Source organism: Barnesiella sp. B2-R-119, assembly GCF_023656675.1.
In the GTDB taxonomy this organism is placed as follows: domain Bacteria; phylum Bacteroidota; class Bacteroidia; order Bacteroidales; family Barnesiellaceae; genus Barnesiella; species Barnesiella intestinihominis.
The window spans coordinates 367,649-384,050 of sequence record NZ_JAMOKL010000003.1 but is presented as its reverse complement, the minus strand read 5'-3'; the positions used below and the strand labels follow the sequence as shown (position 1 = coordinate 384,050).

Annotated in this window: 15 protein-coding genes; 4 read left to right on the top strand and 11 right to left on the bottom strand. The window is 45.5% G+C overall.

Going from position 1 to position 16,402, the window contains the following annotated elements:
• Window positions 1–6: 6 nt before the first annotated feature.
• Entirely contained in the window at window positions 7–1,905 is a 1,899-nt protein-coding gene (gene speA / locus NBH06_RS07930; RefSeq protein ID WP_250793650.1) for a biosynthetic arginine decarboxylase, read from the bottom strand.
• A 394-nt stretch (window positions 1,906–2,299) separates the two neighbouring features.
• On the opposite strand from speA, the gene NBH06_RS07925 reads away from it, so the two are divergent.
• Complete coding sequence (locus tag NBH06_RS07925) at window positions 2,300–3,298, top strand: class II fructose-bisphosphate aldolase (protein ID WP_008862732.1); 999 nt, start codon at window positions 2,300–2,302, stop codon at window positions 3,296–3,298.
• A 978-nt stretch (window positions 3,299–4,276) separates the two neighbouring features.
• Here NBH06_RS07925 and NBH06_RS07920 read toward each other — a convergent pair.
• From NBH06_RS07920 to NBH06_RS07905, 4 genes are read right to left on the bottom strand one after another with little or no spacing between them, the layout of a single operon-like run.
• Window positions 4,277–5,119 (bottom strand): SDR family NAD(P)-dependent oxidoreductase, encoded by an 843-nt coding sequence (locus NBH06_RS07920; RefSeq protein WP_250793648.1) that lies wholly within the window; start codon window positions 5,117–5,119, stop codon window positions 4,277–4,279.
• Window positions 5,112–5,909: an SDR family NAD(P)-dependent oxidoreductase gene (locus NBH06_RS07915; RefSeq protein ID WP_250793646.1), complete on the bottom strand. Its 798-nt coding sequence runs from the start codon at window positions 5,907–5,909 to the stop codon at window positions 5,112–5,114. Before NBH06_RS07915 ends, NBH06_RS07920 begins: the two co-directional genes overlap by 8 nt.
• Window positions 5,896–7,143, bottom strand: a complete 1,248-nt coding sequence (locus NBH06_RS07910) for an NADH:flavin oxidoreductase (RefSeq protein ID WP_250793644.1) — start codon at window positions 7,141–7,143, stop codon at window positions 5,896–5,898. The genes NBH06_RS07915 and NBH06_RS07910 overlap by 14 nt, the downstream gene beginning before the upstream one ends.
• Window positions 7,144–7,147: 4 nt before the next feature.
• Window positions 7,148–7,921 (bottom strand): DUF1295 domain-containing protein, encoded by a 774-nt coding sequence (locus NBH06_RS07905; protein ID WP_250793642.1) that lies wholly within the window; start codon window positions 7,919–7,921, stop codon window positions 7,148–7,150.
• Window positions 7,922–8,267: 346 nt separating this feature from the next.
• Between NBH06_RS07905 and NBH06_RS07900 the strand changes: the two genes are divergently transcribed.
• Window positions 8,268–9,239 carry a PCMD domain-containing protein gene (locus NBH06_RS07900; RefSeq protein WP_229033605.1) on the top strand — a complete coding sequence of 324 codons (972 nt, stop codon included), beginning with the start codon at window positions 8,268–8,270 and terminating at the stop codon, window positions 9,237–9,239.
• 463 nt (window positions 9,240–9,702) lie between these two features.
• Here NBH06_RS07900 and tolA read toward each other — a convergent pair whose 3' ends face one another.
• Genes tolA through NBH06_RS07880 form a run of 4 tightly spaced genes read right to left on the bottom strand, consistent with a single transcriptional unit; the run spans window position 9,703 to window position 12,328 of the window.
• Entirely contained in the window at window positions 9,703–10,449 is a 747-nt protein-coding gene (tolA, locus tag NBH06_RS07895; RefSeq protein WP_250793641.1) for a cell envelope integrity protein TolA, read from the bottom strand.
• 16 nt (window positions 10,450–10,465) lie between these two features.
• Window positions 10,466–10,882, bottom strand: a complete 417-nt coding sequence (locus tag NBH06_RS07890; RefSeq protein ID WP_046410164.1) for an ExbD/TolR family protein — start codon at window positions 10,880–10,882, stop codon at window positions 10,466–10,468.
• Window positions 10,883–10,891: 9 nt separating this feature from the next.
• Window positions 10,892–11,596 (bottom strand): MotA/TolQ/ExbB proton channel family protein, encoded by a 705-nt coding sequence (locus tag NBH06_RS07885; protein ID WP_008862723.1) that lies wholly within the window; start codon window positions 11,594–11,596, stop codon window positions 10,892–10,894.
• 18 nt (window positions 11,597–11,614) lie between these two features.
• Complete coding sequence (locus tag NBH06_RS07880) at window positions 11,615–12,328, bottom strand: pyridoxine 5'-phosphate synthase (RefSeq protein WP_021891509.1); 714 nt, start codon at window positions 12,326–12,328, stop codon at window positions 11,615–11,617.
• A 327-nt stretch (window positions 12,329–12,655) separates the two neighbouring features.
• On the opposite strand from NBH06_RS07880, the gene NBH06_RS07875 reads away from it, so the two are divergent.
• Entirely contained in the window at window positions 12,656–13,312 is a 657-nt protein-coding gene (locus tag NBH06_RS07875; protein WP_250793639.1) for a CBS domain-containing protein, read from the top strand.
• 11 nt (window positions 13,313–13,323) lie between these two features.
• Window positions 13,324–14,199, top strand: coding sequence for an NAD kinase (locus tag NBH06_RS07870; RefSeq protein ID WP_195242008.1), 876 nt, complete (start codon window positions 13,324–13,326; stop codon window positions 14,197–14,199).
• 82 nt (window positions 14,200–14,281) lie between these two features.
• Here the strand turns inward: NBH06_RS07870 and NBH06_RS07865 are convergent, their stop codons facing one another.
• Window positions 14,282–15,346: a PspC domain-containing protein gene (locus NBH06_RS07865; RefSeq protein ID WP_250793636.1), complete on the bottom strand. Its 1,065-nt coding sequence runs from the start codon at window positions 15,344–15,346 to the stop codon at window positions 14,282–14,284.
• Between the two features lie 17 nt (window positions 15,347–15,363).
• The gene (locus tag NBH06_RS07860; protein WP_008862717.1) at window positions 15,364–15,690 is read right to left on the bottom strand and encodes a PadR family transcriptional regulator; all 327 of its coding nucleotides are present in this window, start codon (window positions 15,688–15,690) and stop codon (window positions 15,364–15,366) included.
• Between the last annotated feature and the right edge of the window lie 712 nt (window positions 15,691–16,402).

Here is a 16,402-nt window from a genome sequence, read left to right as displayed (position 1 = left end):
GAAAAGTTAGTCGTTTTCTAAATAGGTATATCCGTACAAACCCGATCGGTAGTTGGAGAGAAATTCTCTACCTTCTTCGGGAGTGATGATGCCGGCTTTCATAGACGAGGTTACCCATGTTTCCACACTGCGAACCAGTTTCTTGGGTGAGAACTGCACGTAGTCGAGGACTTCGGCCACCGTCTCGCCATCGATGACTTGGTCTATTTCGTAGCGGTCTTTGTACACGCTGACGTGCACGGCATTCGTGTCACCGAAGAGGTTGTGCATATCTCCCAATATCTCTTGATAGGCTCCCACGAGGAATACGCCTATGTAATAGGGCTCCTTGTTGTTGAGCGCATGTACGGCAAGGTGCGAGTTCGCTCCGTGCGACGAGATGAAATTATTGATTTTTCCGTCGGAATCGCAAGTAATGTCTTGTATGGTTGCCGTGCGGTCGGGGCGCTCGTCGAGCCGACTGATGGGCATGATGGGGAAAAGTTGGTCGATCGACCATGAATCTGGTAACGACTGGAACAGAGAGAAGTTGCAGAAATACTTGTCGGGCAGAAGTTTGGAGATTTTCCGAAGTTCTTCGGGAGCATGCTTCATGTCGGAGGCGATTTCGTTCACTTCGCGAGCCACAGACCAGAATAGTTGCTCTATCTGGGCACGGGTACGTAAGTCGAGCAGACCCAACCCGAACAGGTCGAGCGCTTCTTCCCGGATTTGCAGGGCATCATGCCACGATTCGAGCAACCGGGGTTGATTCATGTTGTCCCATATTTTATAGAGCTCGTCTACCAGTTCGTGAGGATTTTCACCGAGTTCTTCTTTCTCGTCCCATATCGGGAGCGAGGTAGTTTCCAGTACTTCGAATACTAGTACGGAATGATGGGCAGTAAGCGATCGTCCCGACTCGGTGATGATGTTCGGTTGCGGCAAATTGTTTTTAGCGCAAGCATCGACCAACGCCGAGACGGAGTCGTTGACATACTCCTGTATAGAATAGTTCATGCTGCTTTCGCTCGATGAGGAACGGGTTCCGTCGTAATCGACACCCAAGCCTCCGCCGATATCGACGAACTCTACATGGAATCCCATGTTTTGGAGCTGGACATAAAATTGCGAGGCTTCTTTGAGCGCATTTTTGATGCGTCGTATTTTTGTGATTTGGCTGCCAATGTGGAAGTGTATCAGTTTGAGACAATCGGTCATCTTGGCTTTTTCCAAGAAATCGAGAGCTTCTAACAATTCGCTGGAATTGAGCCCGAATTTGCTTCCGTCTCCTCCGCTTTCTTCCCATTTACCGCTGCCTGAACTTGCCAGTTTGATGCGAATCCCGATGTTCGGACGTATTTTCAAGCGTTTGGAAATATCGGCTATGAGACGTAGTTCGTTCAATTTTTCCACGACAAGGAAGATGCGCCGTCCCATCTTTTGAGCCAAAAGCGCCAGTTCGACGTAGTTTTCATCTTTGTATCCGTTACAGATGATGAGCGAGTTTTCATCGGTGTTGATTGCCAATACAGCATGCAATTCGGGTTTGGAACCCGCTTCCAAGCCGATGTTGAATTTTTTACCGTGACTGACGATCTCTTCCACCACCTGTCGCATTTGGTTGACCTTGATGGGGTAGATGATGAAGTTTTTGGCCGTGTAACCATATTCGTCGGCCGCTTGTTGAAAACATTTGGATATTTTCTCGATACGATTATCGAGAATATCGGGAAAACGTAACAATACGGGCGATGTGACGTCGCGGACTTGTAACTCGTCCATTAATTCTTTCAAATCGACCGATGTGCTTCCCTCCCGGGGCGTTACAGCGACGTGCCCTTTGTCGTTGATCGAAAAATATTTCAGGCCCCACCCGTTGATGTTATATAGTTCGGCGGAGTCCTCAATACGCCATTTTCTCATTTTTTATAAACGAATTGAATTTAAGGGGTTATAAAAAATATACGGAGGGCAAAAGTACGGATAATAATTGAATAGAGAAAGCAGAAACGGTTTCAAAATGCAATAATGTGCGATTGTACAAAGATTTAACCTTTTTCTGAGTATATTTATTGAACATTTTGCAGGTTATATCGATATAAAGAGAGTGGAATGCCACATTTTCCGTTATGTAAAATTAGTAAAAAAGTATGCGGTATGCATGTTTTTTATACTTGTTGATAAAGGGAGTCGGCAAAAATGTTTATCTTTGCAACGATTGTCGAAAACAAGTCGGACTGGCTGATAAGAAAAAGTCCTATTGATTTTGCTCGCAATCTTTTCACATGAGGAATTACTAACATTAATTTATTATAAGATGGTAAGCTACAAAGAATTAGGATTGGTAAACACCAAAGAGATGTTTGCTAAGGCTATCAAAGGCGGTTATGCAATTCCCGCTTTCAACTTTAACAATATGGAACAGTTACAGGCTATTGTCAAGGCTTCTGTTGAAACCAAATCGCCGGTAATTCTCCAAGTTTCGAAAGGCGCTCGTAACTATGCCAACCAAACATTGCTTCGTTATATGGCACAGGGTGCAGTGGAATATGCCAAAGAGTTGGGTTGCGAACATCCTCAAATCGTTCTGCACCTCGATCACGGCGATTCGTTCGAATTGTGCAAATCTTGTATCGATATGGGATTCTCTTCGGTAATGATCGACGGTTCTCACTTGCCTTACGAAGAGAATGTGGCTCTGACTAAGAAAGTAGTGGACTATGCTCACCAATTCGATGTAACAGTAGAAGGTGAGCTGGGTGTGCTTGCCGGTGTAGAAGACGAGGTAAGTGCAGAACATCACACTTATACCGACCCCGAAGAAGTAATCGATTTCGCTACTCGCACAGGTTGCGATTCTTTGGCTATCTCTATCGGTACTTCTCACGGAGCTTATAAATTCAAACCCGAACAATGTCATGTAGATCCTAAGACGGGTCGTTTGGTTCCTCCTCCTTTGGCATTCGACGTATTGGATGCCGTTATGGAAAAACTTCCGGGCTTCCCCATCGTATTGCACGGCTCGTCTTCTGTACCCCAAGAAGAGGTCGATACGATCAACAAATACGGAGGAAAATTGGATGCCGCTATCGGTATTCCCGAAGAGGAATTGCGTAAAGCTGCTAAGTCGGCCGTTTGTAAAATCAACATCGACTCGGACAGCCGTTTGGCTATGACAGCCGCTATCCGCGAGGTGTTTGCGACGAAACCCGCAGAATTCGATCCTCGTAAATATTTGGGCCCGGCTCGTGACAACATGGAAAAATTGTACAAGCACAAAATTGAAAATGTATTGGGCAGTGCCGGTAAATTGTAATTGAAGGATTTGATTACATACATAATGCCGCCGAGTTCTGAACGAGCTCGGCGGTTTTTGTTTTTAGGAGATAAAAAATGAGGTTAATTTGAATGGGCTCAGTAAGAAATCAGAGGGAGTAGTGTTTTTATATATCATTTAACCCCTCTCATCAGAAACTGCCGTTTCTTCGGTGTCTCCCCTATTGCCACACCCCGTAATGCTACGGGATACGGCAGGGGAGGAGGAGAATACCCCATAAGGCTCCGAAGGGATAAAACGGTTCAAAGTGATACTTTCAATCCTCTCCCTCTGCTCATCGCAGATGAGATAGGGGGAGTGCCTGCAAGGCGAGGGGGTTGAAAATATTATATAATCTTTGATTGAGGGGTTAGAGGTATAAAAGGAGAATCCCCACTAATTATCGACTTAGTCCTTTTAATCGGTTCTAATTGGTCGTATTGTTATTGTGCTTTATTGCTTTCCGGTAAAACTCGATAAAGGCAAGATTGTGTTTGTTGATGACATCTCTTGCATCGTGTGCAGAGAGGTTAATGTTTATTTGTTTGGTCTAAGGATATAAAAAAGGAAAGTTCTGCCGGAATCTCGATATCATAAAAAAAGGGGACTGATAGTATAACGATTCACATCGTTGTTTTTTCCGGCAGAACTTGTTCGTAATATCAAAGATGTCTCTTGTTTCTTTTTCCCTTGAAACAAGAGAAAATGTAAGTCTGAATACTCGGCAAAGATAGTGTTTTCGGAATTAAAAACAAAATTATAATTCTTATTCTACGTGCTGAAAAAAGGGGGTTCGTTTATAAAAATATGATTAAATAGAGGTATGTCGATAGATGGGACTTTCCGTATCTGGATAATTGTCATATTATTATGCCTATGTTACCATTCGTGCCTATGTCTAATAGGCGGTTGCGGCGAGTTAATAAGAAAATACAAGTCTTGTATAATTTTATATTTTCAGTCGGAAGCAAGGGCGTTTTACGCCCTAATACCGGCTATTATTTTTTCGGTTTCGTTTTGCAACCATAGGGCTTGCCGAGACTTTCTCCATTTAGCTGGGATAGGGGTATGGCGGTGTTTTGTGAAAATTTCGCCTGTAATGTTATCCGTATCCGGCGCACTCGCTGCATAGATCGCTCCGATCGCTCCTTTTCGGGGTGAGCTGATAAAGGGTCGAAAAAAAAGATTGGCTAACGGATCGACCCAAGAATGCATGGTGATCATGTCGGAATCGACGATACCGGGGTCGGCTGCATTTACCGATATTCCTTTATCTCGAATTTTCATGGACAAGTGTGCCGTGTATATGGTAAGGGCGAGTTTCGATTTTCCGTATGCCTTGAATCGTTTGTAGGTTCGGGGTGAGTCGGAGAAAAAAGAGGAATCTATTTTCCCGATATATCGGGTTAACGAAGTGGTCATGACAATGCGGCTCCCCGGGTGCATGAGCGGTATTAGCGACTCGGTGAGAAAAACGGTTCCTATGTAGTTGACGCCTATCGAGGTTTCGAATCCGTCGACGGTTTTACCGAAGTCCTTGCACATGACTCCTGCATTATTAACGAGTGCTTTTATGGAGATACCCGTTTCTGCCAGTTGTTTACAAAAATGGGATATGGATTGGAATGAGGCAAGGTCGAGCGGCAAGAGGAGAATATCGGAATTACCGGTTTTCTCTATGATTCGTTGTCTGATGGGTTGTGATTTGGCTATATTCCGGCAGCCCATGACGACAGGGAGGTTTTGGGCAGCGAGAGCTTCGGTAATGGTTTGTCCTATGCTACCGTTCGCTCCGGTAACTATGTAATAATCTTTATTCATCGAGCAGATGGTGTTTTACAAATAGCCGTATGGAGGTGGGCATAATAGATGCCAAAGGAATCAGCAGACGGTTGAATACTCCGGGGATAAGTTGTTTTTTGCCTCGGAACAGGGCTTTTAATGCTTTGCGAACCAAGCGCTCGGTTGTCATAAGGACTCCTAACCGAACTCCCAATTTCAGTAGGCCGGGTTTTAATCCGTATAATCCGGTGGCAACGCCTCCGGGACAAACGACTGTGGCTACGACTCCGTAGTCGCGCAATTCGTAGCCCAAAGCCCGGGTGAACACTCTGATATAGGCTTTGGTCGCTGTGTAGAGCGCTATGCCGGGATAGGGCGTCCAACAGGATAAGGAGGACATGTTGAGTATGTATCCGTGTTTCCTGTTACACATGTCTGCGGCGAAGAGGCGGGACAGGCGGGTAACTGTACCGATGTGCAGTTGGAGCATTGTTTCTATCTTCTTCGGATCGGTGTGTGTTATTTCCTGAAAAGAGAATATGCCTGCATTGTTAATGAGAATCTCTATTTGTATTCCTTTTTGTCGGCAGTGGTCGTAAAGTTTGTTTGCCGCATCGGGTTGGGCCAAATCCATGCAAATGGTTTCGACCGATACGCCACTGGTGTCGACAATCTTTTTTGCTTCCCGATCGAGGTCTTCCCTGTCGATACTCACCATCACCAAATTAGCTCCCTGCGCAGCTAACTGTCGAGCATATTCGAGCCCGATTCCCGAACTCGCTCCGGTGACGAGAGCCGTGTATGCCGAAAGATCTTTATTTCGTGGCATGGTGCATTTTCTCTATTTCCCGTGCGATACAAGGGGGAAGCTGTCCTTCCAAATGTTTGTGGCAGGCCATTTCGATGGAATACATGCGGGCGATACAATAGTTCGTATGATCGCACCCGCAACGTTCTTCGCCTTCGTTTTTCATGCGGTTGACAAAATCGGGTTCGTTGATGAGCGCACGTCCCATTTGTACGAATTCGAATCCGTGGTCGAGCACCTTTTCGATCGTCGGACGAGCTACCAAACCACCCACATAAATGAGGGGAAGTTTCAATGCTTTTCTAAATTCGAGTGCATCGTCCAGAAAATAGGCTTCTCGGAACGGGGATTTGGGTATCATGAATCGTCCGGCCAGTTTGACACCGTATTTTAGCCACCATGTTTTCATGTAATAAGTCATGGAGGTAATGGGCATTTCGCCTCGCATGACATACATGGGGGCTTTGCTGACGAACCCTCCGCTCAATACTAAGGCATGGGCTCCCAAGCGTTCGAGTTCTTGTGCGATGAGTATGCCTTCGTCGATTTCGATACCTCCCTTAAATCCGTCTCTCATGTTGGTTTTTACGATTATCGCCATATCGCTGCCGGCCGCTTTCATCACATTTTCCATGCATATGCGCATAAATCGCATGCGGTTGTCAAGCGAGCCTCCGTATTCGTCATGCCGCCGGTTGGTGTACGGGGACAGGAATTGGCTGATGAGATAACCGTGTCCGGCATGGATTTCTACGGCGTCGAATCCGGCATCACGTGCTGTATTGACGGCAGTGCCAAAGGCTTTTGCGACTTCCTCGATTTCGTCTTTACGCATTCCTCTCACAAATGTGGGGGAATAGAGGTTGAATCCGGTCGATGCCGATATGGGAATCTGGCCGGCTGTGCTGCGGTGCGACATATTGCCGCAATGTCCAAGTTGAATGGAGGCTTTGGCTCCCTCGTCGTGAATGGCATCTGTAATGCGTCGCAGCGGTTTGACGATTTCGGGTCGCATCCATAATTGATGTTTGAACGAGAGCCCGTTTCGGGTTACCGAAGCATAGGCCAATGTGGTCATACCGATACCCCCTGCCGCTACGCTGCGATGGTAGTCATAGAGCATTTCGGTGGGTGCGTTATGGTCGCACATGCCTTCGAACGCCGCTGAGCGGATTGTGCGGTTTCTCAGGGTTATCGGGCCTATCGAAGCCGGAGTGAACAGTATGGCCTGTTTTTGGGAATATTCGTTATCCATGTTGTCAATAGATGAAGGGTATTATTTTTTTTCGTTTTTCTTTTGTAAATTCTTCTCCGAACTCTTCTCTGTATCGCTTGTAAAGAGCCGCCGACCGTGGGGCGAGGTTGGCGAATGTCCACCAAGCGAATACGACTCCGGCCCATGACCAAGTGAGGATAGCGAATCCTACCCATTCGAGCCATTCTCCAAAATAGTTTGCCGAGGATACCCATCGGAACATTCCTCCCTGCGGTATGTAATGCCGTCGGTCACCGGGCTTGCGCAGGTGGCGTATAATGGAGTCGGATTGAATGTTGATAAACATTCCCGCAAAGAAGATAATAACTCCGATGATGAATTGCGGAGAATAGAACCATTCGGCAGTGTAGTAGTCTAGGGGTGAGATATAAAAGATCCAACCTCCTTGCATGAGTGCGTTGAGCAGGTTGAAGATGATACCCATACTCACGATACTGAGTGGCATGCGGCTATTCCCTTTAATGAGAAAGGGGAATATGAAAGAGCGTTGGAAATAATGAATTTGAAACAAGACGAGGAATGTGATTCGAATCGGGTCGAACCGGTATTCGTCGGTGGCGAAAATCCATAAGAAAATCATGGCGATAAATACCGGAGCTTCCATGACGATCCAGCCTATGCGATTGGAAAGTGATGCTCCCCATTTTTTATCGAAAAGCATACCGTAGCCCGCGTTGATAAAATGTAGCGCGATGAAAACGATAAGTGCCGTAACGGCCATGACGACGAGGAATGTATTGAATGTAGCCGTGTCCATTGTGTTTTTTCGATATAAGATAAATGAATAGTAATGTTTTTACAAAAATAACGCATGATGGGATAGGGGCCGAGTAAGACGAATATGTTTTTTCTCGTGTTAAACCGCTTCTATTTTCATACATATTGCAAAAATAATGAAAATTAAAGAGATCGTTTCCGATTTAAATACTTTTCTGAAACCCTCTGTATTTTTACATAAAGAAACATTTTTTGTTTCGAACAAAAAGCGGAATAGAAAGGTTTTATACAAAATGAGGACCTGTGAATATTTAAAAATAGATAATTGTCCACAATAAATCGAAGGAGGATTTAATTTTGTAACGTCTGACTTTGTGAAAATTAAGATGAAAAAGATGCGAAAACTAAGTTTGTTTATTATTTTGCTCGGTCTTTTGGAGCCGGTGAGTCTGAGGGCTCAACATGTGGAACCGATAGCTTTCGGCGATTTTGAACATTGGGTAACTCGTGAAATCAAGGAATCTGCTTTGTTGGGAGGAAAAACGAAGACTGTATACGCCATCGCTCCGACACAGTATATCAAAGGGAATAAAGCGTATCGGAACATGGGCGGTTCTCCCTGGGCGTCGTCGAATGTGATGGCGAATGTAATGGGGATAGTGAAAACCAGTAATACCGTACGACCGGAGAAACGTCAAGATGGCGGGACATGTGCTTGTATGGAAACCGTCATAGAGGATTGTCGTGTGTTGGGTATGATGAATCTTCACGTGTTGGTGAGCGGAAGTATTTTTTTAGGAGAGGTGAACGAGCCGATTCGTTCGACGAGTAATCCCTATGGCAAAATGGAAATGGGTATACCGTTCACCAAACGTCCCGTGCGATTGATTTTCGATTATAAATATAAGGCTTCGCCCGATGATTTCCGTACGGAATCGACCGGATTCAGTTCTCGGAAACAGTTGGCCGGAAGAGATAGCGCGGAAGTATATATTTTGTTGCAGCACCGGTGGGAAGATGAGGACGGAAATGTGTATGCTCGTCGTGTGGGCACTGGGAGAGAACGATATATAAAGAGTACACCCGATTGGGTTAACGGTCATAGTGTGCCTATTCACTACGGGGATATTACCGATAAGCCTTTTTACAAATCTTATATGGGGCTTATTCCCGAAGATAAATCGTATTATTGCCGAAACAGCAAAGGCGATATGGTTCCGGTGGTCGAAGTGGGTTGGGGAGAAGCCGATGAACCGGTAACGCACATGTTGGTAATGGCTTCGGCTACTTGTGGAACTGCCTATATAGGAGGATTGGGCAATACTTTTTGGATCGATAATATAGCGTTGGGGTATTAGACGGCGTAAATTATTCTCTCGCTATTTCTACGTTTATTGCACTGTTCTTTTAGTTTAGTAGGAAAACTGTGGGGTAGACATGAATTTTAGCGATGAATTGCTTGACGATAGCTACATTTCAGGCTCTTCGGAGAAGGATTGAGAAGATAATAAATTATGTTTTTGAGAGTTTAACCCCCTCGTCCTGCGGGCACTCCCCCTATCTCATCTGTGATGAGCAGAGGGAGAGTGTTGATACCTTGATACATTTCTTCTGTTGTGGATATTTATTTAACCCTTCTGTCCTTCGGACACCTCCCCTATATTTTGCGATGCAAAACACCCCGTAAGGCTACGGGACACGGCAGGGGAGGAGTGAGAGGCTGTCTCGTAATGCTACGGGACAAGCCGAAGGTGCGAGGGACAAGAGGAAAGGAGTCGAGAGGTTTCTCCTTTCGACTTTAATTCCGTAGTAAAGAAGTGCTTAATTTTGTTTGAAGATATAGATGATAACTCCTGTTTGATTGGAGGAACCCGTGCTGCGCTCGAATCGCGATTTGCGGGCGGCGGCTTCGGCGGATGCCCGCAACTTCGGGTTGGAGAATGCCGTGCCTTTGCTGCCGTTAACCGTAGCGATAGCACTGATGACTTTTCCTTGCGGATCCACGGTTATGGATATGGTGATGATACCGGCATCGTTACTGTTGTCGTATTCGGGATATGGTAATGAACCTACGAGTCCGCGTCCGCCGAGGTTGTATCCTCCATATCCTCCCACACCGGTTATTTCGCCGGTCGAAGAGTTACCGAACGGATTGCCCTGCGTGCCGCTTCCTTCGTCGCTATCGCCTCTGCTGCCGTCATTGGAAACTCCTTTCCCGAAAGCATTTTTGACTTGATTGGCTATGCGCTCGTCTTTTTTATTCTCTTGTATGGTTTTATCTTTTTTATCTTCTTTCTTTTCGATGTGTATGCTTTCCTCGTCGGTTTGAGTCAGTAGCTCATCTTCGTTTTCACGGGGACGTTCCGCCTCGGTTTGTTCGGGACGATCGGCATTCGATTCGAACATACCTGCCGATTCATCTACAAAACCTACTTGTACCAATACGCCGCTACCTGTGCCGATGGGTTCCTTTCCTAAGAAAGTGAGCCACAGGACAAACAGGACGACTATGTGCAAGACGATTGTCGTGACAAGTGCCAGTATTTTATCTTTTTTCTGTTGTTCCACGGAAAACGGAAAAGGGTTATGGGTTGTGTACGGGCTTGGCGGCCAGTACCATTTTTAATCGGTTGTCGTTGGCTATATTGAGTATTTTGACGATTTCGCGATAGGGGACTGTTTCGTCGGCATAAAGAGCGACGAATCGCTCGGTGTCGTGTTGCGGGGCTTCTGCCAATTTCTGTACCAGTTGGTCGTATGTGACAGGTTGTGCCGCTTCGTTTCCGAAAGCAATGTAATAGTTCAAGTTTTCATCGATCGTTACCCGTGTGAGCGGTTTGGCCGCCGCTTGCTGATTACTTTGCGGAAGGTTTACCTTTATGGAGTTGGGAAAGACGATCGTAGAGGTGATCATGAAGAATATGAGCAACAGGAATATGACATCGGTCATCGATGCCATACTAAACGTCGCGTCTATTTTATGTCTTCGTTTGAGTGCCATGATTCCAAGTTATTCTGCCGGCTCGTTGAGCAAATCCATAAATTCCATAGTCTTCGCTTCCAACTGATTCATCACCCCGTCTACACGTGATACGAGATAGTTATAGGCAAAGAGTGCGATAATTCCGACGATGAGACCGGCTACGGTCGTTACCAGTGCTTCATAGATACCTCCCGACAACGTGGAGATATCGGCATTGTTTCCGGCCGATGCCATGTTATAGAAAGCCCTCACCATACCAGTGACGGTCCCGAGGAATCCCAACATGGGTGCTCCCGCGGCGGTTGTCGCTAACCACGGAAATCCTTTTTCGAGTTTGGCGATTTCGATGTTTCCCACGTTTTCGATGGCTACTAAAACATCGTTCATGGGACGACCCAAGCGAGAGATACCTTTGGCGATAAGTCGGGAATAGGGCGTATTGGTTTTTTTGCAGAGTTTCAATGCACTATCTATATCGCCTTCGTGGATATAGTCTTTGATCCGTTCCATAAACGTATTGTCTTCGCGTGCGGCTCGTCTGATGACTTGCAGCCTTTCGAAAAAAATGTAGATGGATAACAAGGAGAGCAACAAAAGGGGAATCATGATGATTCCTCCCTTGCAGGCGAGTTCCCAAAGATTCAAATCACCTGCGGTTTCGACCGTGGGTGTCAGAACAGGGGGGGTCACAAGCGTGTCGGTAGTCTGCAAAAGCAATGTCAATAAATTCATGGCGTTCGGTTTAATGGATTATTTCAGGCATTCTTTATATTGTTTGATGGTTTCCCGCAGACCTAAATACAGAGCATCGCAGATGAGGCAATGCCCGATGGATACTTCGCTTAGGAAAGGGATTCTTTCATGCAGGAACCGGAGGTTTTCAAGGCTTAAATCGTGCCCGGCGTTTACGCCCAATCCCAAGCCGCGTGCATGCTCGGCTGCTTCGACGAATGGTTTTATCGCATCTTCTTTATCTTGTGGATAGCGAACGGCATAGGGCTCGGTATATAATTCGATACGGTCGGCTCCGGTTTTTGCGGCGTATTCGACTATCTCTAAATCCGGTTCTACGAAAATGGAGGTTCGTATATTCGCTGATTTACAAAGGTCGACCACTTTGGAAAGAAAATCGAAGTTGTTTTTGGTGTCCCAACCTGCATTCGATGTAATGACATCGTGTGCATCGGGAACGAGCGTCACTTGCGTGGGTTTCACTTTGAGAACCATGTCGAGAAATTTTTCGGAGGGATAACCTTCGATGTTGAATTCGGTGCTTACAGCAGGTCTTAATTCATACACATCGGCATAACGTATGTGGCGTTCGTCGGGACGGGGGTGAACCGTGATACCTTCTGCTCCGAATGATTCACAGTCCAAAGTGACTTTTAACACGTTTGGAATATTACCGCCTCTTGCGTTTCGCAAGGTGGCTATTTTGTTGACATTTACACTTAATTTTGTCATTTCTCTTTATTAACCTTATCTCGCTTTGGTGTTGAAACCTTCGGTATTGTCGGTAATAATTTTAACTCAAACAATCCGACGGGTTTGTCCACCGAAAAAATACCTATATTTGTATAGTGTAGGACTCATTTCGGCAAAGCCAAGTCGGAAATATAATTCCCTCTTGTCTCTGCACTCACCTTTCACTATATTTGCATAAAATGCGAAAAGAAGGTGCAGTCCGGCGTAAAAAGCAAACGGATTTGTTTTATCCTGCACACACCTTTCATTATTTTTGTATAATCTTTACCGCAAAAATAATACGAATTACAGAAATATGAGCAAAAAATGAAAGCAAAAGATATGATATTGCCCGAAATACCTCTTTTAACCCCGGGAATGTCGGTCAAACAAGGGTTGGTGACGATGCAGATGTCTGGATTGTCGAGTCTGCCGATTGTGGACGAGGGCTCGTATGTCGGAGTCGTTCATGAGAAAGAGCTGCTTCGGGACGATGTAGCCGGAAAGATCGGGCGCGAAAACTGGCGTACTCCGTCTGTTCGGGAAGAGAGCCATTTGTTCGATGTCGTCAATCAACTTGCTCAATACTCCGACGATATACTTCCGGTGGTAACGACCGATCACCGTTATGTGGGCGCGATATCCATTCATTCGGCTTTGGTTGCGGTCGCTCATTTGTGCCAAACCTCTTCTTCGGGAGCGATTATTGAATTGGAGATTCCGCGAGAAGATTATTCGGCTACCGAGTTGACTCGATTGGTGGAGGATAACGATTGTCGAGTGATGAATTTGATGATTCGTCCCGATGAGAAAACAGGTATATGGAAGGCTTGTTTGCGAATAGACAGGGAAGATGCCACCCCTGTGCTTCGTTCGTTGGAGCGGTTCGATTATCGGGTAGTGAGTTATTACCAGTTGCATGGAGTCATGGACGAGCGGATAGAACAAAGGATAAAAGAATTGATGTATTATCTTGAAATATGAAGTAGAAATATATGAGGATCTTATTATTCGGGCATACTTATCAACCATCTCGATCGGAACAGATTCGGCATGTGTTGCAGACATTGTCCCGTACCGAGGCGGAGCTTGTAGCGCACGGGGATTTTTATGATTTTTTATCGAAAGAATTTCCCGATGTTTGTCATAGAATCGGGGAGATCGATTGTCGAAGCGATTATACTGCCGATATGGCATTGAGTATCGGCGGGGACGGTACTTTCCTGCGGGCTGCCGAAAAAATAGGCGACAGGGGTATTCCTGTTTTGGGTGTGAATATCGGTCGTCTGGGCTTTTTAGCCGATGTCCCTGCCGAAGAAGTAGAACCGGTATTGAACGAAATTTTAGAGGGAAAGTATAAAATAGAGGAGCGATCGTTGCTTCAAGTCGAGTTTAACGGTTTGTCGGAGAATTTTTGGCCTTATGCTCTTAATGAGGTCGCTGTCTTGAAGCAGGATACTTCATCGATGATTTCCATTCATACGACTGTGGGAGATAGTTATTTGAATACCTATCAGGCCGATGGTTTAATCGTGGCGACACCTACCGGCTCGACCGCTTATTCGATGAGTGTAGGAGGCCCTATTATTATGCCTCGGGCTGCCAATTGGGTTATTTCGCCTGTGGCGCCGCACAGCTTGACGGTTCGACCGTTGGTCGTGAATGACGATATGAATATTACGTTGCGTGTGGATAGCCGCAACCATAGTTATTTGTTGAGTCTCGACGGTCGTTCGGTTATGTTGGATACAGATTCGCAAGTCGTGTTGCGAAAGGCTCCGTTTTCCATAAAAGTGGTGAAGCGATTGGGCCATAGTTTTTCGGCAACGCTCCGCGCGAAATTGATGTGGGGGGTCGATAAACGGGAGTGACCCGATTTTTTTATAAAGCAAGAACGCCACAAACTGGGGTTTCCCGGCAGTTTTGTGGCGTTCTCTTTCTAATTATGGAGCTTTATAGGTTTAATAATGGATATTCGGGCATGTAAATGAAGGTGGAGACGAATAGCCCGACCAGAGAAAGTATCCAAAGAACCAGCAGGAAAATGTTGAGTGCCGACGATTGGGCTTTCCAGTGGAATATAGATCCTAATACGGCTCGAAGTATGGCATACAAAGGGATACCGAAAGTAAAAAATAGCGAGAGTGTGAATACCACCAGTTCCCAATGTCCGTTAAGAACGTGCATCCCTCCGGGAAAAATCGAGAAGAAGGGGGTCGTTATGGTTGCTGTCCCTAAGAAAAAGAAACCTAGAATACTGATGATGCAGGTAACTAAGGCTCCGATAATGGATATGGCGATAAGCCCGCCGATACAAATAAATATGAATTTGAAAAGTCCACGGAATATACTCCCCATGCTTCGCCAAATCGAATTGGCGACACCTCTGTTTCGGGAGACATTTTCTTTTTCTTCTTCTACGGCTCTTTTGATATTGTCGACAGTGGGTGTTTCACCTCGCATTTCGAGTTTTTGAGAGGTCGTGCGGGCTTCGGGAATACATATCCAAAGCAACAGATATATCCATACCGATGAAGCCCATAAGGGTAACAGCAATACCATGATGACGCGAATGGCTACCGTGTCTATACCGAAATAGTAGCCCATACCGGATGCTACACCTCCCAATATGCGATTGTCGGGGTCGCGGTACAGCCGTTTGGTCGATTTGTGAGATTCGTTGTTCGGAGTATCGGTCGTTTGCCCGGAGTTATCGCCTTCCGCATTATTGTCGGGAGCCGTTCCCGAATCGAGTGGGTTTTCTATTTCGTCCGGTTGGCCCATTATGGCGATGACTTCGTTGACCTCTTGCAGGGTGATTACTTGCATGCCGAACCCTAACCTTTCCTTGAAAAGTTCGGAAATGCGGCTTTCGATGTCGTTCATGATTTCTTGCCCGCCTTCTTCTTTTTTGAAATGGTCGTGTAGTGCTTCTAAATAAGATTCGAGGACGGTATAGGCATCGTCGTCGATATTGAAAATCGTTTTGTCGAGATTGACGGTTACGGTCTTTTTCATATAAAAGTGTATTTGGTTTATTGTTCTTTGATGTGGTCTATGACTTGATTCAATTCTTTCCAAGCGTTGTCGAGTTCGTTTAGAAAAACAGTTCCTTCGGGAGTAAGTTCATAATACTTCCTCGGGGGGCCTTGCGTGGATTCTTCCCAAACGTAAGTAAGTAATCCGGAGTTTTTAAGGCGGGAAAGAAGCGGGTATAGCGTTCCCTCCACTACAATGAGTTTCGCTTCTTTGAGCGATTGGATAATATCAGAAACATAGGCTCTTCTTTTTTGAAGAATCAACAGGGTACAATATTCCAGTATCCCTTTTCTCATCTGAGATTTAACGTTGTCTGTATTCATGTTTAGTACCTTTTACAACACAAATATAGGTATGGTTTAGTAGTTTGTATCGCATGGTACTAAATAAATATGATTTTTTAACTAATGGGGTGTTATTTCGGTTTTGTTGTGGAGCGAAACTATTTTTGGGGAACCGGTGGTAAATAGATTTTACCGACAATTCTTTTCGTGGGGGAGAGCGTTTTTGGATTCAATGGAGAATTCGGGGATAGACATGAATTTTAGCGATGAATTGCTTGACGGTAGCTATATTTTAGGCTCTTCGGAGAAGGATTGGGAAGATAATAAATTATGTTTTTGAGAGTTTAACCCCCTCGCCCTGCGGGCACTCCCCCTATCTCATCTGTGATGAGCAGAGGGAGAGTGTCGATACCTTGATGTGTTTCCTCTGTTGTGGATATTTATTTAACTCCTCCGTCACTTCGTGCTACCTCCCCTATATTTTGCGTTGCAAAACACAGTGGAGGGGTGAGTGCTTTGCAATGCCACAGGGTATAGGTGGGGTGGTTAAAGGAATATTCTCTTTTTTGGTATAAGGATAGATTTTACACTTCTCCCCGGTGTCGCATATGCGTGCGCAGGGCAGGAGGTTAATAGTATTCTGTCGTTAACACCTTTTTGTGTTTTTCTTGATTTAGCTCTTCCGCTTTTCGAGCACTCCCGCTATATCTCTGCGTAACACAGTGGGAGAGATTGGTATGAATTTCGCTTT